Raw genomic sequence first — 22470 nt, 5'->3', positions numbered from 1 at the left:
AAATTGAACACTTTGATTACATAAGTTGCAGTCTCCATCAAAAAGTATAATTCGTGTCATTTATAACCCTTTCTAAAACGTTTATTTGAATACTTTTTATTTTAACTGAAAAGAAAATATAAATACACTCATTGTGAATTATTGAATTACGAAGAGTTTTTAATAAAAACGCTATTTTAAAACAAAGGGGAATAGGAAAAGAAAATGTTGGATCTATGTTCGGGAATTGCAGGAATAAGTATGGCAGCGGATTGGGCGGGAATTGAAACAGCTAATTTCGTTGAGGTGAACGAGTTGTCTGAGAGCAAAAGAGGAAGCTATGGCTTCGGATCAACGGGGATTAAATAAAAAAGCTCAATTCTCAAAAGGGAGAGAGTTGAGCCTGTGGATGTAATTACTAAGTTATCGGGTTGATGAAAACTAGTAATTAAATAAAATCACCCTAGGTTTAGGGGGTCTAGGGTTTCAAAACTTGGTATATCTCACACGACATAATAAAAAGAATAGAACGTATTGAAGATAACACATGAATGTTTCATAAATGTATCAAAAAAGTGAACAAAAACGTCATTTTAATTGTTGCAGCCCCTTGGAGGGCGCTCCAAGGGGCTAAGATTTAAGATTCGAGAATTTTTAGACTCTTGTTAATTACATAAGAACTCCCTAAGGAGTATATAGGGAATTTTAACACTTAACTAATAATTTTTACAACTGTATATTCGAATTAATATATAAATAAACTATTTATTTATAAAAAAAATGGCCCTTACTACTGTAAGAGCCCCATGAACAAAGAAAAGGTCGTATATGACTCTATATAAGAATCATAATAATATTTTAACACCTCAATATATAGTTGTCTATACGTGGTTGGTGTAGTAGAACTAACAAAATGTCATTTTATTTGAAAGGGGAATAGGGAAATGATTGAACAGGTTGAGATCGAAGGGCAGTTATCAATATTTGAAATGGATGAAACGAAAATTAAGCTGTATGAAGTCTTGGAAGCTAATGGCTACCATCACGAGATTAGGAGTTATTACCTACACAATGATTACATGGGTGAGGTTAAATACTTTTTTGTTAGAACAACTGACGACATGATCATCGACATGTGCGTGAGTCAGTTTCCAGAAGTGTTTACGGTGTATGAGGGATTCAGTGAAGTGGAGATCCAGAAGATATATAGGGGGAGATTGCAATAATGCTATTTTATAAAAAAAGAGAAGCCCTTAATCAGGTCGCTCCTCTTACTGCCAATATACAATAACTATTCTATTATAATGCATGGGCGTAAAATGTTTAATAATTATCTTCATGGTAAAAATTTCATTTTGTTTTAGTTTTAAACCAAAAAAGAGAACTTAATAAAGTGCTCTTGTGACGAGATTCATTTTGTAACGACTATTTTATAAAGAAAGGAACACAGAATATTATATGTATTTCCTGTCAATTGAGTGCTTTTTTACAAACAAAGAGCAGCTAGCAAAAGCTAACTGCTCAATACAAGGAGATACAGAAAAAAATAAATGGATTTTGGCATACAGCCTATCAACATTATGGACATAATATTGGGTTTTATTCGAAGGAATTCATGTTTTACAAATTAGATTATGATAGTCGATATTCTCCATATTGACCAGAAAAGAACCAAGAATTCTAGGAAAATTCCAAGTGTTTTTTTCCTAGTTTTTTGAAATTCCTTTACTAAATAGCCAACAGCACAAATTGCTAGAAGAATGAAAAGAATAAGTTCGAGTGTAACTGGCATTCTATCTACTCCTAAAAATAATTTTGTATATAACGATTATAAGATATTTTTTGATAATTGGTAGTAAAAAATTCAACAAAATAATCCTTTTAATAGAAAGCGAGGTTAAAAGAATGGAAGGTAACGTAAAGCTATTAGGTGCAGACGGAATGTGTGGAATGGAGTTTACAGGAAGTAAGGTTAATGTTTATAACGATGAAGGACATGTGATGGAGAGTATGACGACAAGGGGTCACGTTCAGGAAGTTATTGATTTTCTTGAAGAGTGTAAAAAGGAAATGGAGGAATAAAAATGGGACTAGGAAACCGTGGAATGGCTTTTGAAAAGCTTATTAATCTATCGAATGAAATGTATCAAAGGAAGGGAGTGGCGCTTATAAATAAGCGTGCGACTCCTGTGAAGGTGTTAAAAAGTGCAGGTGGACGAGTGTTAAGCGGATTCTATGAAGCTAAAAGTACAGTAGACTATGACGGCGTGTATAAAGGACGAGCGGTAGCGTTTGAAGCGAAGTCAACGCAGAGCCTTACAAGATTTGATTTAAGTAACATAGCGCAACATCAATTAGATTACTTAGAGAAAGCGGAAAAGATGGGAGCGGTATGTTTCTTCCTTATAGAGTTTAGTAAGGATCAAACAGTATTCTTGGTACCTGCATCAGTTGTTCAGTCTTACGTGAGAATGTCTCATCAACCGAATGGCAAGAAGTCTATATCAAGAGCGGACTTTGATATTTACGGTTACTTAGTAGAACAGACGGAACGAGCGCCAGTTGATTACCTACAATACATTGATGAAGCAGTAGCACCAGTTATGTTTGATGACATGATTCAATTTGATCAGGACCATAAAAAGATAGCGAATAACATTGAAGCAGCAAAAGAAAAGATGGCCAACAAGAAACGAAAATTATTAAAGGCTTAATGGATAACGGAACCATGCAGAGTGGATGGTGGGGGCTACTCGCTATGCATGTTTCCCTTATTCAACAAAGAGATAGTAAAATTTCACGTACCTGATGTGAATGTAAAAAAACAAATTCGAAATAGGGGGATTATTGATGGAGCAGCAATTAGCATTCTTTCCAGAAATCGATGATGAGACATATAAAAAGATCCAAAAAGAAGTGGTGAGTATTCTTAAAGAGTACCGTGCATTAAAGGTACGGTTTGAAAACGAGATAGAGCAAGAACAGGAAGGGATTAGCTTGTTTCCAGAAATACGCAACACAAGACGTGTGAGTAATATTAAGTTTAAGCAAATAGATAAGGCTTTACAAAACGTTCTTGATTATGACGAAGCTGAAATAATTAAGATGAAGTACTTAAATGGCGAGAAGCTTAAAGATAGTTTTATATACCAAGAGTTATCAATTAAAAGAGATCATTTCTACAATAAGAAAAAGAATGCAATTCGATTGATTGCCACTTCGTTGGGGATGATTTGATTATTATATTTCTATTAATAACTAAAAACGATAGAAATTATGTAATTATGCATATTTAACCAAATTTAAAAGTTATTTCTATATAATGATATTTGTAGTTAACAAATTTTGGGGGTTTTAAAATGAAAAAATTAGGGAAAACACTTCTAACAGGTATTGTTTTATCAAGCGGACTTCTTTTTGGTACTTCTGATGCATTTGCAATGGATTCGAAAAGTGCTACTGACAGTATACATTTTAGTACTGATTCTAATAGCTATGGCTGGGGTGCTACATCTATTGATGTAGACGGATATGTACCTTATCGTAATAGTTTGATTGAATTAGTTAGAAAAGACGGAACTGTTGTACAACGTCATGATATTGGCGCAGGTCATTTCTTTAAACAATTACCACTAAACGGTGTTTCACCTGGATTATATGATGTAGTGGTAACATCAGATACGGGTGGCTGGCATGGAAAAGGCGAATTAAAAGGTTACTTAAGAGTAAAATTATAATCGCTTTTTATAAGGTATATAGTTTGAAGGAAAAGGCAAGATCATTATTAAATGGTCCTGCCTTTTTTTATTTTTAAATCGTCGACAAAATCTCGATAAAAAAGGGGACTAAATAGGGGGAATTTTGATAATGAAATCAACGGTATTCTTAATGTACAAGCCCTTTGACAACCGCATATCGAAGAGGATTAGTACACCTATAAGTGAAACGTTCTTATGCGAGAATGTCACGGTAACGTATACCGCATAGTAGGGCGGGCAAGGCGGTACGAACCCGCGTTAAGACGAAAAGACCAATGAATGTATTACAATGACATATTCCAGTGTGGCGGGTGTGAGATAACTCGCATTCGTCATACTGTTTCTATTATATTTATCAATCAGCTTGGAATGCGTCCTCTGGGTTGATAATAAATATAAGTCTATTACTCTCTAGTATGTCGGTTCTTGAAAATGGAATGGGGGTGGTTGCTCATGATTGAGTGACACTTGCATTCTAAAAATCTAAAACAGTATACGTGATCTCGTACATTAGTAATTACTCACGATTCTTATTAATGACCAAAACGAGGGCAAAGAGTTCCGCTCTTTGTTTGAGCCAATACAGCGGAAACATTCCCCTTCCGTCCCCTTAGTGTATTGGTTCAAACAAGGCGTTGGAAGAAACATATACGTCTTGGATATAATCACGTTATCATACAATATTGGCCAGCTAAGGCGAAAATGACATTAAGTAGCCGAAGTATTGAGTTAGCTCTACGGGATATAAACGAGAAGATTGAGAGTGTGATTTTGACCTTGGAAGAGGAACTTCTTCCATTTGTTTTTTCTTTCTTTCTCTATTAGATGGGTTAACTATGGGAAAGTTTATAAAACATATTTTTTGAATTATTTAATACAAATATATATAATTATATTGATGTTAATATATTAACTAGTTAAAAATGGGGAAAGAAAAATGAAGATTATATTTGATGTGATTAAAGATGAAAATTTTGATTTTACTTTATTAGAAACAAAATTGCTGAAAACTTTTAAAGAAGTGGATAATGTAGCAATAGTTGAAAAGGTTGAAGATAAAATTTTTGAAAAAGATAATGTACCAACCCATTTAGCGGAGATTACTATTAATGTTACAGGAAAGAATATCGGATATAGATCAGTTTCAGCTAGTATATTTATTGTTCTAGAAATCCTATCAATGAAGCTATTCAATATTAATATTAGTATACAGTAAGCATCCAATATGGATGCTTTTTTCTTTGTTATATAAAAATTACATATTAAACATATATTTATACGTTGTGTTCCTACACGTTAAGGAATAGTAATAAAAAGATGAAACCGATGAAACCGTATAAAAACAAAAAGAATCCTAAGATGGGTAGTTTTTTATGAAAGCTGAGCATGATAAACCTCCTTGGGTATATAAAGGATTATAATACATCGTTGGTCTATTTAGAATAGTAACCATGAATTGGATGGAATTACGCATGATAAAACCAATAGCAATTATCGTAGGCGCTGCCGTGATCTGATGGTGTCTTGTTTGTTGTTAAGGAAAGATAAGGGGTAAATAAAAAAAGAGAGCTAATGCCCTCTTTTTTTGATGTGGTAATTAATCGCAGATTGGTATTCCAAGCACTCTTAGAGCCAATGCTACTTGAAGAGAAATCTCTAATCTAGCAATTTCAATACCAGCTACTGAGAGAACTAAAAAAGGTTGTCCATTTACAAACACTACGCAACTATCCATGGTTACGCCTCCTTTCTAGCAATCTACTATAGTATATGAATTAATCAATAATATGTAATAGTTGGATTAAGTGATTTAATAGAATTGATAGATTAGCCCATTTAAACAAAACAAACGAACACAACGGAAAAGAAAAGCGAGAATCAAATGATTCCTGCTTCCCCGTCTAAAAGTTGAAACATCTAGACACTTACATTTAGACGCTTAAAATATAATAAAAACATTACTTGATATAGTCTAGAAGTTAGTCTAAAATTAAAGGTATAAAAGATATAAGACTTTTAGACGGCGAGGGGATGTTTTTATGGCATTAATAGGATATGCCAGGGTTAGTACTAAAGATCAAGATTTAGGACTGCAAATTGATAAGCTAAAAGATTACGGGTGCGAAAAGATTTTTACTGAAAAGCAAAGTGGAGCAAAAACAGACCGTGAAGAGTTAAGTAATGCAATTGATTATCTGCGTTCTGGTGATAAATTAGTAGTTTATAAAATTGATCGTTTAGCCCGTTCTACTCTTGATTTACATAAAATTGTACGTGAGTTAGATACAAAAGGTATCTCAATTGTATTTATAAAAGAACAAATTGATTTCTCTACACCTGCAGGTAAATTAATGTTTACAATGCTAGGGGCAATCGCTGAATTTGAAAGAGACTTAATTAATGAAAGAACGTCAGAAGGTCGAGAAAGAGCAAAGGCGCAAGGAAAACATATGGGACGAAAAGGTCAAGACGAAAAACAAGTTAAACAAGCTATGAAATTGTTTTTTAATAGGTCAGAAAATGGTTTGAGTGTAAATGATATTTCTAAAATGACAAGTGTTCCACGTTCTACTATTTATGCAAAAGCTAAAGAATTAAAAGAGGGGGATTTATGATGGAAGAATATGAACAGCTTCGCCAAGAGTTTCGCAATATAAGTAAACAATATTGGAAAAATACAAAGAAACCAAAAATGTGCGAGAAATGTTCTTCAAACATAAATGTACATTTACATCATAAAATCCCATTAAAGGCAGGTGGGACAAATGATTATGAAAACCTTATCCCACTTTGTGAAGAATGTCATTGGGAATTTCATAGGCACTTTGAAGCTGTCAAAACGCATGAATATTTTATGGGTACACCAAAATATACCGAGTTAATAGGTGTATGGGAAGTATTAAATGATTCGTTGGTGGATTCATTATCGATGAAAGAGTTTAAAAAACTGATTTATAAGGGATTAAATTTGAAAAGAGATGTACAAAAATCATTTAATGAAGAAGGAATGGAAGTTAATACTGAACAATTAAAGTAGCGAATCCGCTGCTTTTTTATTTTGCATAGAAAAAAGGAAACCATAAAGGATCCCTTTTACATTACACTGTCTTATAATTCTTATTTTTAATCCTATTCTTAGTATCCATAAATGCGGCGAAGGTCGCTATAGCACCACCTAAATAATAGACTTGGAATTTGTGGTCAAAAGCTAATCCTGTAATGAAATTGTAGCTGTACATAAAACATATAATACCGAATAACCATAACATGAACTTTAAGTCTTTTAAGCTCAATCTATAATTCTTAATTTTTTTCCACATATGTATCAACTCCTATTGTTATGAGGTTCTGTAGTTTTTCTTTTTGAAATCTCGCATGTTGAGGATAAAGAATAGAAGGAAGATAACAGCTCCGATGCCATTAATCCAGTAGTATGTGCGCCCTGTTGTGAATCCGTTATAGAATTCATAGGCATTCCAAATTACAAGAAGTACTGAACAGACAGTAGAGACCATTAATGAGCCAAAACTTCTCATGATTTTCACCTCGATTCAAAATGTTAGAACTTATTTATAATTTTACATTTAAATAAACGGATTTACAAGAAGAGGAATAAAAGAAAGACCCCGCTGGAGTTCGGGTCCTTTCAGAAGTGATGATGTTTTCTCGGCTTAGGAACTGAGAAAATACAAAAAATAATACATCGAGATTTAGAGAATTTCAATACTACATTAGGGATTACTGCGAGGCGGTGAATATGGCTAGGCAACGAAGCCTAGATTGTGAAACGGACAATTTGTTACCATATTTGAAAAGTTACAAAAAATAACCATTTTCTTCAGATTTCAAGAAGGTTTTACAAAAAAATACATAGAAGTATAAATATATGATAATTAAATGAGTCGAATTTTCATCATGACTGATATCCATAATATGTTCATTTCAATTAACATGAAATACACATAGAGGAGAGCGATTATGAAAAGGAAAATTGGTACAGCAGTCGTAGGTTTATCTGTTTTAGGATTTGGAATTTTTGGTTTTACTCATGGAAATGGTGGAGGGATTGTTCAAGCGGCTTCAGAAGGGGATGGAGGAGGAGCGCCTGCATATGGTCATACACATTTCCCAGCGCCTAAGTTAGAAGCTGATGGAGATCACCAAGCTCCTTCATATGCACATGGAAATACAGGAGCACCATCTTATACTCATGGAGAGGGCTGGTCGCCGAGTTATGCACATGGAAATCATGGAGGGGCTCCTGCTTATAACGGAGGAGATACACCTGCACCCAAGTTAGAATCGCATGGAAATACTGGGGGATCTCCATCATATGGTCATGAACACTTCCCTGCTCCAAAGCTAGAAGCACATGGGCACACTGGAGGAGCACCTGCTAACACAGAGCCTGGTGGAGGAATTTAACTAATACTAATATGAAAGTTATAAGTTTATATATAAGAAAAAAGACTTTGTAATTTACAAGGTCTTTTTTCTTTGTAAAAAAGTTATCCGAAGGGAGAAATGAACGAGTTACTTCCTATTATATAGAAGGTGGTGGGTGATATGAAGTGAAGCAAAAACATGAGTTAGCCTAAGAAGATTACATGCAAGGTATGAAGTACAAGGAGCTGGCTGAGAAATATGAGGTCAGTATTAATACAATTAAGTCCTGGAGAAAAAGGCATGGTTGGAATCGAAAAGGGGTGCACCCAAAAGATGAAAAAGGATGCACCAAAACCCCTTGGCAATAAGAATGCGGTTGGTAATTCAGGTAACAAAAACCCTAAATGGGGTAATAAGAATGCTGTAGGGCATGGCCCACCAAAAGGGAACCATAACGCTATGACGCATGGTTTCTTTCGAAAACACTTTCCAGAAGATGTAGCTGATTTAGCTGCTGAGATCATGGAGAAGAATCCAATTGATATGTTATGGGAAAACATAACGATTCAGTATGCTGCTATTATTAGAGCACAAAGATTAATGTTTGTTAAATATCAAGAAGATACAACAAAAGAACTACGAAAGAATAAAGTTACTGAGAGTGGTTTTGAAGAAGAATGGGAAATTCAATTTGCTTGGGACAAGCATGCTACCTTTTTAAATGCACAATCAAGGGCAATGACTACATTATCGCAGCTTATTGAAAGATTTGACAAGCTAACGGGTGTTGATGATAAGAAAACAAAATAACGTTACAACCGTATGTATAGCGGTGTTTTCTATCGTAGATACATCAAAGGTGAATGGCACTGCTTCAGGTCTCGCATTCGATATGTTTAACAAGGATGTACACGAATTCCCTTCTATTGAACGTAACTACGTCGAGTACTATGTGTCTTGTGACTACGTTACTATGACCAACAATCTCTTGAGCAAATAGTTGTAATTCGTCAGATACAGAAACAGACATATAAAACGCCATCCTTTCCTATGATTCTATAGAAAGAATAGCGTATTTTTCATTTTAGGGGGTATTTTGTCTTGTTAGCTTGATAGCGATGTGGTGTTACCCTATAAAGAAAATTAAGTTAAAATTTACAAATCTAAAAAAGCGTAGAAAGATTTATTTTCTACGTTTTTTATCATTAATAAATGTTTACTGTTGTTCTAAATTTCTTATATAAGATTTTACAGCTTGTAATAAGAATTCTTCCTGTCCCATACCAGCACTCGCTGCCATTTGAACTACTTTCTGCTTAAATTTATAATCTGCATGAAAAGTTAATGTCTCTACATTACTTTTAAAGTAAATACCTTCTACATGTGGAAGTATCGTGCCGGATTTCATATGAGAATGTAAGTAATTAATCTCCTCTTGAAATTGCAATGGATCAACTTGTAATACGAAAGGTTTAATTTCTAATTTAATAGTATCAGATGAAATACTCAATCGCATATTTGTGACACCTAGCTCTTTATAAAATAAATTTATTAGATTATAAGTGATGGAATTAAATAGCTGAGGTTTTTTAAATGAAAAAGATAAATACCCTCGTTTTGTAATTACACCTTGTTTATGGAAAGGTTCAAAGGAGTAATCATGTTCCTTATAAGTGGATAGAGGGAAAATTTCTTCGTCTTCCGTAAGAATCTTGCCGTCTGCTCCATTGATTTCTATTACCCTAGCTGTTTTTTCGGTATGTTGATGTGTTAATAGTTGATATAAATATATATCTTCATTTTGAATCTTAGTAATGAATGTTTTTCTCTCTTTTGATGTAGTTTTTTCATAAGTAAGTTGAAAAGTTTCAAGGTCATCTTTATCAATGATATACACTTCTTTTCCACGTTTTTCAATTTTTGAAGCAGGTAATTTTTCAGATTTGATATATGTAAAGACTGTAGATGGTGCTACATTAAGAATTTCAGCTGCTTCTTTTGTGCTATAGCCTTCAACCTCTTCAATATTTTTTAAACGTTCAATATCCTCTAAATAGAAAATCTTACTACCGAATTGCTTCCAATTATCTTTATATACACATTCTATTAATCCATCTTTTTCTTTTTGTAAAATTGTTTGTACCGTTACTCCTAATAAGCCGGCTGCCTCTTTTGTCGTTACAGTAGGTTTTGTAATGAACAATAAATCTTGTGTCATGTAAGGACACCTCCATAACTATTGTTTGTTAGTATTTTAGATATGTATATATCATATCAGAATATGATTTGAATTTAAAATGAGAAATAGAATTTATTAAAGTTCTTATACATTTTTATAGTTTAAAAATATTTGTAGTTTATTTTATATTTTAATGGGTTTTTATAGTTAATTTAATTATAAAAATAAATTTAACATAAAGTAGTTAATCATTAAAAGATATCTATTTACTAATAATTTATAAAAAAATATAAGTATAGGTTAATCAAGAAGAATGTAGGATTCTTACAGAAAGAAAATGAATTATCATTTGTATAATGTATAGAAGTAAAATAAAATGATAGGTAAGGTTAATAAAAAGAATTATATTTATAATCTTTAATAGTAGAGGTGAATTCGAAATATGGATAAACAAAATAAAAAAGAGAACTTACCTATAATAATGAATCAGAGTGAAGATATATATACATATGTAGAAAATATAAGAGATATGGTTCCATTCCTGCATGATAGTCGTTATGTAGATAAGTTGGAAGAGAAGATGGAGGTTGCAGAAAAAGAGGGAAAGAGTAAATATACGTATTTAAGTGATCTGGAAGTCATTTATCATTTCGTACATTTACAAAAAGATATGGATGAGAAGAAGAATAGAAAAGAGGATACAAAAAAGAGTTATGTTTCCGAAATCTTATCATTTTGTCAGTGCATGGTTCAGCATGCAGAGGAATTCGAATTGAATGGGGAAGAGGTACAGCAAAATGACTCTTTACTAAAAACATTACAGCCCTGGCATATTCGTAAATATAATGCTTGGTTGAAGCAGGTTGAGAACGGTAGAAATGGGGATACGTACGCGGTCGCAACACTTGCAAAAAAATCAGTGCTTATACGTTCTTTTTTAAAACACCTTCATGTATTTGCTTATATTGAAAGACCTCTTCACGAAGAACTGCAGCGCGCGAATGTAAATGAACAGGATCGGCCAAATCGGGACCTATCCTATGATGAAGTGATGAAAATTTTAGGGTTTTATAAAGAACAAGGGCATTTAGTAAACTATACAATTTTACTAGCTCTAGCAAGTACCGGTGCAAGAATTCAGGAATTGTGCAACGCGAGAGTGAAAGACTTACATTATGACGGGAAGTATTGGTTAAAAGTCACAGGAAAAGGGGATAAAGTACGTGAACTTTTCATTCCTGAGCATTTATTCCAGTGTATTAGCGAAATGAGACGGAGAAGAGGATTCTCAACTATATTGGATCGAGGAGATGAATGTCCTTTATTTGTAAATCAAAGAGGAAATTTTTATAATCCAAAAACTTTATCAAATCAGGTAACAGACATGATAAAAAAGACAAATTTAGATTTCTTAAAGTATCGTGAAAATCCTGTAACGGCACATACATTCCGTCATGCATTTGCAATCATGGCAGTTGAACAAGGAAACGCGGATCTATATCACTTAATGCAAACACTAGGTCACGAAAATATCCAAACAACAAAAATCTATTTAGAGAAGCATATGAAAAGAAAGAATAATGTGGGTACTTCATTTGCGGATATGTTGGTATGAAATTTAAATATAAAATTCTTGTTTAATTATGTATTTTTTATATGATTAACATGGGATATCACCAATATTTCGCGGGTACCTACCATTGAATAGGAATATTTAGTAGGCTATTATAAATGTAGAAATTCACGAGGAATATTCTTTAAAGGAGAGTGATTACTTTATGTTAAGAAAATGGATAAATAAAGCAAAAGAACCTAAATGTATTCATAAATATAACTTTATTAAAACTCAAGATAGTGAAAATTTTAAAACAGGACAGATGGGTACAGCTAGTTTTTATAAATGTGAAAAGTGTGGAAAAGAAAAGATCGAATATAAATATAATAGTGATATAAATAGTGACTATTGGAATATTTAAAGTAAATTGTTTAATAAAACAGAGATTTACTAATATGGGTCACTAACTGGCTTACGGAAAATGCATTTCAAGGAACCTTTTAGCAGTCTACGTCATTTTAATGTTTTACCTTATATTCGCTTCGATTCGTTTAGGCATACGTAACATAAAATATATTAAAGAGAAAATAAGAAAACGTAGAGCTATAAAAAAATAACGTAAAGAGAGACCGTCCTCACGGGCGGTTTTATTGTTATACTGAAGTACAATGTAGATTATTTAAGATTTGAGGGTGATTAATTATAGAATACTCAAGAATCTACACATTAAGAAACGGCCAAGAAAAATCAATAAAGGTAGAGTCATGGCGTTCATTTCGAGAAGAAATGAACGTATTAGGAATTCAGGATTCAGATATTTTTCAAGTTCAGTTAGTTGAATATGGGAAAGAGAGAACAAAAAAGAATTCTCCTAAAAATCCTAGAAGAAAATAGTCTACTTACGTATAAATATCATAATTAAGCACATGTTATATACAAATATAGTGGAGGTGCAATTATGAATATTCAAAGACACGAAAGTAAAAGTAATACGAATGAAATTCTTATTTCTGCTGCAGCAAGTGCTATTGAGCAAATGAAGTATGAAATTGCCCGTGAATTAGGAGTCACACTTGGACCTGATACATCATCACGTGCAAATGGATCTGTCGGTGGAGAAATTACAAAGCGCTTAGTTCGAATGGCTGAAGAGCAATTAACAGGACAATACAGATTACACTAAGATTAAAAAATAAAAGGAAAAGGGTCCCCTAAGAAGAATCTTTTTCCTTTTATTTACAAAAAATCTAAAAACATTTTTAAGAAACTAAAAACGACCGATTAGATTCATTTGTAAGAGATTTCATTTGACGTGACAATACAATAAGTCTAGAAAATTATTAAACCCTTTAAAAGTAACCTGAAGACTGTTAAACGTTATTGAACCTAAAGTCGCTATTTTTTGTTTTAAGGTGTAGTCCGGGAGAATTCATCTAGAAATTCTAAAATTATAGCATAAGTTAAAAGACCGATTGGTAATAAATTACCCAATAAGACAAAAATTCTGTTGGTTAATTTCTCTTTACTGAACATTGAAATGACGCTTAAAGGAACAGCAAATAAGGAAGCAAAAAATGTAACTGATATAAAAACCTTTAAAATAGATACTATATTTTCATTTGAAGTCATTGCTAACATATATAAGGATATTGGTAGAATTGTAATTGAAGTTAATGCTGTTAAGAATGAAATTTTAATAAACACCCTCAAATTTTCCTTTTTCAAAAAATCCCCTCCATTTACTAAAAATAATGATAGTTCATTTGGAACTTTGTCACAATGGACATTAAGAGAATATTTAAGCCTAAGAACATGTAGGAAGAAAGCTTTAAATGGTGTGAAAAAATCGCTTGGAATAGAATTGAAAATGGAGGGACTAATTTGCTTACAACTCTTATCTTCGATATTGATGGTACAATTTTAGATACAGAAAAAGCAATATTAAAATCGTTACAAAGGATTTTGAAAGAAGAATTAAATCAAGATTATACATTAGATGCGTTGGACTTTGCATTGGGTATCCCTGGGAAGGAAACCTTAAAAAAATTGAATGTGCCTAATATAGACGTTATTCATCCAAAATGGAGTAAAGCTGTATTAGATTATAATCATGAAGTCTCCGTGTTCAAGTCACTTGAAGATATCATTGGTATGTTGTCACTAAGTAATATAAAACTAGGTATTGTGACGTTGAAAACTAAACAGGAATTAATAGACGAATTTGAGCCATTTGGCTTAAGTAGTTATTTTGAACATACAATTTGCACATGTGATACGGATAAGCATAAACCACACCCTGAACCTTTATTGGCCTGCTTGAAAGGATTAGACGTTCCTTGTCACGAGGCAATTTACATTGGAGATTCTATATATGATATGCAATGTGCAAAAAGTGCTGGTGTGAAATTTGCTCTTGCTTCGTGGGGATCAAAAACAAAAGATACTTTTAAAGACGCTGATTATATTTTAGAAGAACCAAAAGATATTTTAAGATTAATATAAAGGATTAATGCTTTAATTTAACTAGATTAGATATTATAAAACCATATATTAAGTAAAATTAAACAAACAAAAAAGGAAGTAAAAAGTATGGCTGCATATACTGAAGAACAATTTATATATTTTACAACTACATTGAACCAATTCGAGTCTGTAAAAGAGAACTAGGAAACATATTGGTATAAATATAGAAAGCTACAAGACTGGTTGCAAGAACAGCAACTAAGTACCGGTTTTATTAGTTGGGTTGAAAATAGGATGAAGAAATAGTTCTTATTTTATCTTTTAGAAGTATCCTTTATATGGGGTACAGCCGTATCGATTAATAAATTAAATTATTTTTATAACTTATTTTTAAAATTGATATATTAAAAAATATACCTAATAATTCCTTGGCGTACAAAATTCTTGTTATGTTGGCAGGACCCCATGCCCATCAAGCTAAGATTATATAAATTAATTTCAGTTGTGATTTTTTCTTTTTTCTAAAGATCCAGTGTAAATTCTTTAAAGATTTGCATACCAAATAAACCCTATCGGGTTTCAATTTTTTTAGATTACGCTACTTGATTGTCATACATAGAAAAGTTGTATACGACGCCTAAGATATCAAAGACTGTTTTCTTCTCATACCTATGGGATTTTCGTCCGTTTTTCTGTAAGAGATTGAACAGACGAAACAGTATCTTTGTTAATTCTGGGGCGTCTTTTTGTAAAGATTGATAAATAAGTGAAAAATAATCTTTGATGATATAAATCGCTTTATATTCGCTTAATTCTCGTTTCTTCTTGATGAGGAGTAATTGGCGCATTTGAAACATGGTGGAGGAACAAAGAAGGATACTTATTAATTGTCCGTATAAGTGACACTTTAGTCGTTCTAATTTTACAGAACTACATTGATGAATATGAAAAAATGATTTCCATGTTTTAAAGATAATCTCAACTTGCCATCGTAAGGAGTAAAAATCGTATACTTGTTCCTTTGGTAGATATTCCAAGGGAATATTCGTAATGTAAAAGTTAATTGCACTGAGCCGCTTACTGCGTTCTTTATAGGTGATTTGTTTCTTATGTTCTTTAGATGCTAAATCTTTTTGCCTACGTTTCATTTGTGTTTCAGTTAATTTATATAAGATAAGTCTTGCAGGAAGTTTTTGATACATTCCGATATAAATCTCAGGAATCTCATATGTTTCACCAGACTGTAATTGGTCAATAAATTGCTCCATATCTAATTGAATGTACTCAGAATGCTTTTTTATCGTTCCATTGTGAAAGTATTCAGGTTCCCTATTCTTTTGATATATACGAGTATTGAGCTTTAATCGTGAAATAAAATAAGCATCACACTCGCTTATAATATGTAGATCTTTTAAGTCGAAGTATCCTAAATCACGTATACATACATCGTGTGGTTGAAGAGACGTTAGGCAAGTGGATCCATACGTTTTATCATTGTGTTTTCCCGATCCTACATGAACATGTAGAAATTGACCACTTAGTAAATCATACTCTAGTTGAATTTTCACACCAGCATTTTGACCACTACCACCTGAACCTTGATATATAGAAGTAAATTTATCCGGAATCTGAAAATGTGTAGAATCCAATACACGAATACATCGAAAATAGTTTGTATACAAAGTTGGAATCTTGTTAGAAGAACAAAATTGTTGGTGAAGTAAATGTGCTAATAGTTGTTGTAAAAACTGAACAGCCTGAGAATTAAAACGTTGATTGAGTCCTTCTGGACTCATAGAAATGCCTGTGTTAGCTTCTAATCGACTACATAATTGTACCAATGAAGTATGGGCAATATTTTGACTTAACCAAATACATAGAGCCACTAAATCTTGTGCGCGGTATTTACTTTTTCGTTTAACAAATCCTACATTTTTAGCTAATTGCTCTAAAGCATCAGGTGACATATATCGTTGCAATTCTTTAGAAAACAATTCTAATTCATCAGAAATCGATAAATTCATACTAAAACGCCATCCTTTCCTATGATTCTATAGAAAGAATAGCGTATTTTTTCATTTTAGTGGGAATTTTGTATTATTAGCTTGATAACGATGGGGCGGTACCCCATATATATGATTAAACTTTATAACGTTTGAAAAATATCTTAATTCCCACCAGAGTCCATGTTGCATTAAGAAAATCAAAAGAGCCGATTAAAACAGAAATAAACTCTGTCCACTCCATTAGATATGATATGACTGAAAATAAAAAGAAAAAATATCTCGCAAATATTGACCACTTAATAAAACCAATTGGAACTTTTTCTTTTAGAATAACAATATAACTAACTCCAATTATAAATGCCAATGCACCAAAAGAACGAATCCAACTGTCTGTAGGCTCAGCAACACCAAAAAAATTTAATAATAAATCAGGGGTAAAGGCTAATAACAACCCCGATGCAATCATATAAATACACCAAAAAATTAATGAATATTTTAAAACTGGTGCTTTCTTATATTCTTCATGTATTTTCATAACCATTTTTTCTCCTTTAATTACATAATAAATCCTACATTCTTCGCTTTTGAAATGTTAATTTACCATTTTTTAAAATAAATTTAAAGATAGCAAGCCATGGACTATAATTAGGATCTGGTTCGAGTCCTCTTGATATTCTATCCAACTGAATTTCATACCAGCCAATTTCTAACATAACAACTGAATCATCAACCTTTTTTATCCCTGTTTTGATTTTAGGTGTTTCAATTGTTTTATACGTTTTATTTTTAATTTGATTGGGTAAGTCCACACAGAGTGCTAGCGGTTTGGCTAAACCAACCATGTCTGTGTTACCTGATTTAATTGCTTCTAACATCCCATCTATTGATCTAAAACCACCTGTTACTACTAAAGGAACTTTGACAATTTCTTTTGCTTTTTGTGCGTATTTTAAGAAATAGCCTTCTCTAGCTTTAGAGCTGTCAGATTGATTATCTAAAAATGCTGGCTTTTCATAGCTTCCACCAGATATTTCAATTAAATCTACACCTAAGTTGGACATCGTTGATAACACAGTCATTGATTCTTCTTCAGTAAAACCACCTCGTTGAAAGTCTGCAGAATTTAATTTGAGACTAATAGGAAAATTTGGTCCTACATTTTTTCTGATTTCAAGATAAATATCAGTTAAAAATTTTATACGATTTGTTATACTACCACCCCATTCATCTTGACGCTGATTATGCAAAGGCGATAAAAATTGACTAACTAAATACCCATGGGCTCCGTGGATTTGAATACCAGTAAATCCTGTTTCTTTGGCAATTCTAGCTGAAGTGCCGAATTTTTTAATAATCTCCAAAATTTCATCATTTGTTAATTCTCTTGGTGTATTAAAATAATTAGCCATACTACCTGATAAAGGAATCGCACTTGGTGCTACTGGCTTTTTAGTTAAAACACTTGGTGATTGTTTTCCAGGGTGATTCAGTTGCATCCAAATATGTGTCGAATTTACTTTACCAGCTTCTGCCCACTGTCTTAATTTCGTTTTATCCGTCTTTTCATCTACTACAACATTTCCTAACTCACCCAAAGCCATACGATCAACCATTACGTTTCCAGTAATTAATAGGCCAGTTCCGCCTTGAGCCCATTTTTTATATAAAGAAACTAATCTATCCGTTGGGTTATGGTCTTTTGTTGCCATATTTTCACTCATAGCAGCTTTAAAAAATCGATTTTTTATAATCATATTATTATTTAAAGTTAAAGGTTTAAAAAGTTCACTCATGTTTGTTCTCCTCATTTTTAAGTTTTATTAATGTTTCAACGTTATCAATTGAATTTCTTAAATCTTTCAAATCGGATGTATCAGAATTTAAGCTGTAATAAATATATATTTCTGTCTATAAAAATACTTAAATATAAGCATTTAGCTTTCTTTCTTACTTTGAGAAGGCCAATAATTTACCATGACTTCTTCAATATGCTCGACTAAACTTTTAAGGAGTCTAATAGTACTTTTATTTGGATCTAAATAATAAAAGTTTTTTGTCCCTTCACGATGAACGTTAACTACTTTTGCATCTTTTAAAATTTTTATATGATGTGATACCGCTGGACGAGATAAATGAGTTCTTTGGGTTATTTCACCAACACGCATTCCTTCCTCACACCCTGCAGCCATTAAAGCAATAATAATTGATTGCCTTGTTCCATCTCCAATCGCAATTAATACATCTTGGCATTCTTGAAATTCTTCTGCAAGTGTATTCAATTCTTCTGTATTTTTCATATGCACACCTCGATTTATTTAATGGTTTAATGGTTTAATTTATTAAACCATTAAACAGATTGAATGATACAGATATTATATCCTTTCGGTACATAATTGGAAGAAAGTATAGAAATCCTATATAGCTAATATCAGCTTAATTTTAGTGACATAGATACTGCGATGAATGGTTCATTTGTTCAATAGTTCGATTATATAAACCATATTAGCATAATTTTTTCAAAATAGATTAATGGGAAAGAAAATCGAGACCATTGAATTTCCTTCCCATTTTCAAATAAGCTTTACACAATTACTTAAAATTAACTGCGATTTAAATAATAAGTATTATGATACCCAATTTAAATTTGATACAGTTACTTTTTCACGTGTCATAGATTCAAGGCTCTTACGAATACCTTGTGCGCCCATATCAGAACCTTTTACACCGATGAACAGGAAGAGGTGTAAAATGAACTAAATTCTGATGGACACCTATGAAAGAGCAAAAATTTTCGTTTTGGGGGTACTATAAAATTTTAGCTTGATGGGCATGGGGTCCTGCCACATCGCTATCAAGTTAAGAAATACATTCTTCCCCAAAACGAAAAAAATGAACTAAATTTCTATGGACAACTATGAAAGGATGAAATTTTCGTTTTGGGGAAACTTCAAAATCTTAGGTTGATGGGCATGTGGTGCCACCCCATGATGAAAATATATTTAATTAATAAATAGGATAAGTGAGGCATCCAGAGGGATGCTTTTTCTTTTGGCATAGAAATCCCATTGGTGACTATATTTTAAATATATTAAATAAAAATGGTACGTGAAATTTTATAATGTGTCTAGAGATGCGATTACATTTAATACAATTAGGGAAGAATGGCATATAAGATGCTGGATTAAATACATTTACTTTTATAAAAATGGAGGAGTGTTATGAACGCAGTTTCTAAAGAGTTTAAGCAGACCATACACGCATTAAGTGCTTCCAACACATATTTAGATTGCTTAGTACAAACTAAAACGTATCTGCAGTTTCTAATACTTATCATATTTTGTATTATTACTGTTTACATACCTTTTCCATCACTCATGCTTAATTATATAAATGAATTAGATATACTGATGCAATACATAATTAAATCTGTTTATTTTTCTTTACCTATTTCATTAGTTTTCCTATTTATAATGAGGGATCAAAGGTTTTTATTTTCTAAAAAAATCACTTTTCAGCAACTAAAAATCTCTTTTTTCTGTGCTTTCATTATTTATGCTATTATGTTGTTATTTTTAGCCGTACTAATTTCTTTTACAACATTCAAAGGAACATCTAATCCTATTGAGAATGAAGGGATTACTAATATGCTTCATAAAACGCCTGGGATTGCAATTCAATTAATCGGAGAGAACATTATGTTTGTATCTATATTGTTCTTTTGGCATAAAATCATACGATCCTTCAAAATAAGCCCCATCGCTTCAATTACAGCCTCTTTAATATTGTCTGGAAGCTCATTTGGGTTACTCCATCTCTCTACGTATAACTATAATTGGGTACAATGTTTAACTATCATTGGGATACCAGCTATCGCTCAAATGATTTTCTTTCTAATATTTAAAAATATTCATATGGGATACATACTTCACTTCAATTACAATTTAATCATTATATTTTTTAGCTATATAGCTTCTATTTAAAATAATTTACCACTGAAAATAAAAGAAAAGGTACCCCTGCTGCAAGGTACCTTTTCTAAGGGGTATAACTCATTAGCTAAGCGGCCGTTGGTCAAGTATACCGCCTAGGCTATTACATGAGTTATGTTTTTATTATACATTGATCATATCAAAAATATTATCATTAGTGAAATTAACTTCTATTATTTTTTAATTTTAAAGCTGCCACCATAATAATAATTATCTCCAAGTTTCATAACAGCTACATATAATCCTGGCTCATAAACTGATGTAATAGGTGTTACAAATCTACCATAATTATGCTCAGTACCAGTATCATAAATTGTTTTATATCTTTGCATATTTACTACTTCATTCTCATCTTCTCTTAATCGATATATCTTTATAATACCTTTATCTTTACTGCCTGTATAAATTTTAATGTCCAAAATATCTCCATGCTTTAAATCACCAACAGCTAATTCTTGTAAGAAGTCTGCATTATGATGAAGTAAAAAATAGTTTTGCCATTGCCAGTCATCGAAAACCGGTGATGTTTTTTGTATAAATTGAGATTCAGCAGAAGCAGGTGTAATGCTTCCTGCAGTATAGGAAAATACACTTCCTCCAATAGTTAATGCTCCAATAATAGCTACTTTTCCTAAAAGTTTCATTTTTAAGCCTCCTAGTTTATTAAGAACTATAAAATCTTACTCATGAAAAACAGCTGTCAAATCATTAGATGGAAATATTTACTATCTGAATTTTAACATATACAGATTTTTCTGCAAATCAATTGATAAAAATATGGGATAAAATAAAGTTGGATTATAAACACTCTGAAAATCCTTAGTAACTTAGCACTAAAAAGAATCCATTCAAAAATAGATTAAACAAATTTGATTCTGACTCGTGAAATTGCTGCTAGCCGCACCTTTCAAAAGAATCGTTATAACAAAAAACACACATTATTGATACAATATACTTGTTAATTGAAATACAGAGAAAATAAAATACAAATTTAGGAGGAGAAATACTTTGGAAGTAGTCCAAATAAAGAATATCCTAAGAAAAAAAGCAACTCTCTTTCAAACAGGAGGAAAAAGACCTGATTTATCTATAAATGAAAGTTGGATTGGAAAGATTCCCTATTCGTTACCAAATGAAACTTACCCAATCGACCGCTATCAAGAAAAGATGTATGCGATCATGATGCTTAATTTAACTCAAATACCTTTTGTACCTGAAGCAGTAAAGGGCACGAAAGCCATCGCAGTGTTTCTTTCTCCAAACTTTGCAAAAGACTTATCCAACTTATCAGGAAATTTTTGTATTAGAGAATATGATTCTATAGAAGAACTAGTACCGAATGAAATGTCACTTACGTTTCCAGCTCTAAAGCCTTTCCCCTTAATACCAAAGTTAGTAGTTAATGAATTTCCACAATGGGATACGGAAGCACACGTGGCTTTGAAACATGAAAAGACTGCAAAGCTTTCTTGAAAAGCGCTTTGCAGCCTTATGATCTCTTGTTTTGCTTAGGCAAAAATCGATTGTGTTTCCGTTCGAATCAACAGCAAGATACAGGTACATCCATTGACCTTTTACTTTGATATATGTTTCATCAACTTTCCAAGAGTCATTTATTTGTTTGAGGTAACGTCGGATTCGTTTGTCCAATTCAGGACCATACTGATGAACCCAACGCATAATCGTTGTATGAGAAATGGATAAACTACGTTCCTCCATCATTTCCACCAAATCACGAAAACTTAGGTTGTACCGTAGGTACCATCTTACCATTAATAAGATAATATCAGGCTGGTAGTGCTTCCATTTGAACCAATTTTTCTTTTCCATACCGATCACACACCCTTTAGGGTAATAGTATCAGTATGTCCAAGTTTTAGAGATTACTTGTAATTATCTTGAAGTTTTTGCACCAGAACCGAACAGGGGATGTTAATATGACTGTAACCATGTTTTTGTTAAACTTATTTCTGCAATTGTAGCGACTGCATGTGTAGTACCTGCTATTAATGGCGCCTTTAGTAAAATCGCAGAATATGTAGACTAAAGCATCCATAGTGGTGCTTTTTTGTTTGCGTGCCCAGCTAAGCTGGGCACTGCTTGCTGGTGAAAGTCCAGTCTAGGTAAGAGCCAAGTCGCCTAGTAGCTGACAGGC

25 protein-coding genes and 5 pseudogenes are annotated in these 22470 nt (G+C 32.4%); 19 read left to right on the top strand and 11 right to left on the bottom strand.

Going from position 1 to position 22470, the window contains the following annotated elements; all coding sequences use genetic code 11:
• Positions 1–204 precede the first annotated feature (204 nt).
• The 7 genes and pseudogenes from MR115_RS28740 to MR115_RS28710 form a co-directional block, all read left to right on the top strand.
• Positions 205–303: pseudogene (locus MR115_RS28740) on the top strand (DNA (cytosine-5-)-methyltransferase); the annotation flags it as partial.
• A gap of 620 nt (positions 304–923) precedes the next feature.
• Positions 924–1205, top strand: a complete 282-nt coding sequence (locus MR115_RS28735) for a hypothetical protein (RefSeq protein ID WP_242243691.1) — start codon at positions 924–926, stop codon at positions 1203–1205.
• Positions 1206–1884: 679 nt separating this feature from the next.
• Positions 1885–2061 carry a hypothetical protein gene (locus tag MR115_RS28730; RefSeq protein WP_242243689.1) on the top strand — a complete coding sequence of 59 codons (177 nt, stop codon included), beginning with the start codon at positions 1885–1887 and terminating at the stop codon, positions 2059–2061.
• A 2-nt stretch (positions 2062–2063) separates the two neighbouring features.
• Positions 2064–2693, top strand: coding sequence for a Holliday junction resolvase RecU (locus MR115_RS28725; protein ID WP_242243687.1), 630 nt, complete (start codon positions 2064–2066; stop codon positions 2691–2693).
• A gap of 136 nt (positions 2694–2829) precedes the next feature.
• Positions 2830–3216: an ArpU family phage packaging/lysis transcriptional regulator gene (locus tag MR115_RS28720; protein WP_064472815.1), complete on the top strand. Its 387-nt coding sequence runs from the start codon at positions 2830–2832 to the stop codon at positions 3214–3216.
• Positions 3217–3338: 122 nt separating this feature from the next.
• Positions 3339–3716, top strand: coding sequence for a hypothetical protein (locus tag MR115_RS28715; RefSeq protein WP_064469476.1), 378 nt, complete (start codon positions 3339–3341; stop codon positions 3714–3716).
• Between the two features lie 958 nt (positions 3717–4674).
• A complete protein-coding gene (locus MR115_RS28710) occupies positions 4675–4953 on the top strand; it encodes a hypothetical protein (RefSeq protein WP_098238653.1) in 279 nt (92 codons plus the stop codon).
• Positions 4954–5334: 381 nt separating this feature from the next.
• Here MR115_RS28710 and MR115_RS28705 read toward each other — a convergent pair whose 3' ends face one another.
• A complete protein-coding gene (locus MR115_RS28705; RefSeq protein WP_000376554.1) occupies positions 5335–5472 on the bottom strand; it encodes a DUF3956 domain-containing protein in 138 nt (45 codons plus the stop codon).
• A gap of 304 nt (positions 5473–5776) precedes the next feature.
• On the opposite strand from MR115_RS28705, the gene MR115_RS28700 reads away from it, so the two are divergent.
• Positions 5777–6352, top strand: coding sequence for a recombinase family protein (locus MR115_RS28700; RefSeq protein ID WP_242243685.1), 576 nt, complete (start codon positions 5777–5779; stop codon positions 6350–6352).
• Positions 6352–6774, top strand: a complete 423-nt coding sequence (locus MR115_RS28695; RefSeq protein ID WP_098210748.1) for an HNH endonuclease — start codon at positions 6352–6354, stop codon at positions 6772–6774. Before MR115_RS28700 ends, MR115_RS28695 begins: the two co-directional genes overlap by 1 nt.
• 61 nt (positions 6775–6835) lie before the next feature.
• Here MR115_RS28695 and MR115_RS28690 read toward each other — a convergent pair whose 3' ends face one another.
• Both MR115_RS28690 and MR115_RS28685 read right to left on the bottom strand, forming a co-directional pair.
• A complete protein-coding gene (locus MR115_RS28690; protein WP_242243684.1) occupies positions 6836–7057 on the bottom strand; it encodes a hypothetical protein in 222 nt (73 codons plus the stop codon).
• Between the two features lie 18 nt (positions 7058–7075).
• Positions 7076–7273: a hypothetical protein gene (locus tag MR115_RS28685; RefSeq protein ID WP_080019658.1), complete on the bottom strand. Its 198-nt coding sequence runs from the start codon at positions 7271–7273 to the stop codon at positions 7076–7078.
• 442 nt (positions 7274–7715) lie between these two features.
• Here MR115_RS28685 and MR115_RS28680 point away from each other — a divergent pair, with 442 nt between their 5' ends.
• Together MR115_RS28680 and terS are read left to right on the top strand one after the other, a co-directional pair.
• The gene (locus MR115_RS28680) at positions 7716–8162 is read left to right on the top strand and encodes a hypothetical protein (RefSeq protein WP_098561658.1); all 447 of its coding nucleotides are present in this window, start codon (positions 7716–7718) and stop codon (positions 8160–8162) included.
• 182 nt (positions 8163–8344) lie between these two features.
• A pseudogene (terS, locus tag MR115_RS28675) lies at positions 8345–8924 on the top strand (phage terminase small subunit); the annotation flags it as partial.
• A gap of 415 nt (positions 8925–9339) precedes the next feature.
• On the opposite strand, the gene MR115_RS28665 reads toward terS, so the two are convergent.
• The gene (locus MR115_RS28665; protein ID WP_242243683.1) at positions 9340–10341 is read right to left on the bottom strand and encodes a helix-turn-helix domain-containing protein; all 1002 of its coding nucleotides are present in this window, start codon (positions 10339–10341) and stop codon (positions 9340–9342) included.
• A 403-nt stretch (positions 10342–10744) separates the two neighbouring features.
• Here MR115_RS28665 and MR115_RS28660 point away from each other — a divergent pair, with 403 nt between their 5' ends.
• From MR115_RS28660 to MR115_RS28645, 4 genes are all read left to right on the top strand, one after another.
• Positions 10745–11917, top strand: a complete 1173-nt coding sequence (locus MR115_RS28660) for a tyrosine-type recombinase/integrase (protein ID WP_242243682.1) — start codon at positions 10745–10747, stop codon at positions 11915–11917.
• A gap of 163 nt (positions 11918–12080) precedes the next feature.
• Entirely contained in the window at positions 12081–12278 is a 198-nt protein-coding gene (locus MR115_RS28655; protein WP_088609974.1) for a hypothetical protein, read from the top strand.
• Between the two features lie 278 nt (positions 12279–12556).
• Entirely contained in the window at positions 12557–12751 is a 195-nt protein-coding gene (locus MR115_RS30125) for a hypothetical protein (RefSeq protein ID WP_225989299.1), read from the top strand.
• A gap of 64 nt (positions 12752–12815) precedes the next feature.
• Positions 12816–13040 carry an alpha/beta-type small acid-soluble spore protein gene (locus tag MR115_RS28645; protein ID WP_050822581.1) on the top strand — a complete coding sequence of 75 codons (225 nt, stop codon included), beginning with the start codon at positions 12816–12818 and terminating at the stop codon, positions 13038–13040.
• A gap of 224 nt (positions 13041–13264) precedes the next feature.
• Here the strand turns inward: MR115_RS28645 and MR115_RS28640 are convergent, their stop codons facing one another.
• Positions 13265–13582 (bottom strand): 2-acyl-glycerophospho-ethanolamine acyltransferase, encoded by a 318-nt coding sequence (locus tag MR115_RS28640; protein ID WP_242243681.1) that lies wholly within the window; start codon positions 13580–13582, stop codon positions 13265–13267.
• Positions 13583–13738: 156 nt separating this feature from the next.
• Here MR115_RS28640 and MR115_RS28635 point away from each other — a divergent pair, with 156 nt between their 5' ends.
• Entirely contained in the window at positions 13739–14359 is a 621-nt protein-coding gene (locus tag MR115_RS28635) for an HAD family hydrolase (RefSeq protein WP_242243680.1), read from the top strand.
• 87 nt (positions 14360–14446) lie between these two features.
• Positions 14447–14626, top strand: a pseudogene (locus MR115_RS28630) (hypothetical protein).
• A gap of 287 nt (positions 14627–14913) precedes the next feature.
• Here MR115_RS28630 and MR115_RS28625 read toward each other — a convergent pair.
• From MR115_RS28625 to MR115_RS28610, 4 genes are all read right to left on the bottom strand, one after another.
• Positions 14914–16344 (bottom strand): IS4 family transposase, encoded by a 1431-nt coding sequence (locus MR115_RS28625; protein WP_242243679.1) that lies wholly within the window; start codon positions 16342–16344, stop codon positions 14914–14916.
• Positions 16345–16459: 115 nt separating this feature from the next.
• Positions 16460–16861, bottom strand: coding sequence for a hypothetical protein (locus tag MR115_RS28620; protein WP_242243678.1), 402 nt, complete (start codon positions 16859–16861; stop codon positions 16460–16462).
• A 34-nt stretch (positions 16862–16895) separates the two neighbouring features.
• Positions 16896–18119, bottom strand: coding sequence for an NADH:flavin oxidoreductase/NADH oxidase family protein (locus MR115_RS28615; protein WP_242243676.1), 1224 nt, complete (start codon positions 18117–18119; stop codon positions 16896–16898).
• A gap of 141 nt (positions 18120–18260) precedes the next feature.
• A complete protein-coding gene (locus tag MR115_RS28610; protein WP_242243674.1) occupies positions 18261–18623 on the bottom strand; it encodes an ArsR/SmtB family transcription factor in 363 nt (120 codons plus the stop codon).
• A gap of 921 nt (positions 18624–19544) precedes the next feature.
• Here MR115_RS28610 and MR115_RS28605 point away from each other — a divergent pair.
• Positions 19545–20306 carry a hypothetical protein gene (locus MR115_RS28605; protein WP_242243672.1) on the top strand — a complete coding sequence of 254 codons (762 nt, stop codon included), beginning with the start codon at positions 19545–19547 and terminating at the stop codon, positions 20304–20306.
• A 182-nt stretch (positions 20307–20488) separates the two neighbouring features.
• On the opposite strand, the gene MR115_RS28600 is transcribed toward MR115_RS28605, so the two are convergent.
• The gene (locus tag MR115_RS28600; protein WP_242243670.1) at positions 20489–20959 is read right to left on the bottom strand and encodes a DUF5065 family protein; all 471 of its coding nucleotides are present in this window, start codon (positions 20957–20959) and stop codon (positions 20489–20491) included.
• A gap of 364 nt (positions 20960–21323) precedes the next feature.
• Between MR115_RS28600 and MR115_RS28595 the strand changes: the two are divergent.
• Positions 21324–21743, top strand: a pseudogene (locus MR115_RS28595) (DUF1963 domain-containing protein); the annotation flags it as partial.
• On the opposite strand, the pseudogene MR115_RS28590 reads toward MR115_RS28595, so the two are convergent.
• Positions 21742–22145: pseudogene (locus MR115_RS28590) on the bottom strand (IS6 family transposase); the annotation flags it as partial. The pseudogenes MR115_RS28595 and MR115_RS28590 overlap by 2 nt on opposite strands.
• Positions 22146–22470: the final 325 nt, after the last annotated feature.

It is taken from the genome of Bacillus cereus group sp. BfR-BA-01309 (assembly GCF_022664315.1).
In the GTDB taxonomy this organism is placed as follows: Bacteria; Bacillota; Bacilli; order Bacillales; family Bacillaceae_G; genus Bacillus_A; species Bacillus_A mobilis.
This window is presented reverse-complemented; position numbering and strand designations above follow the sequence as displayed.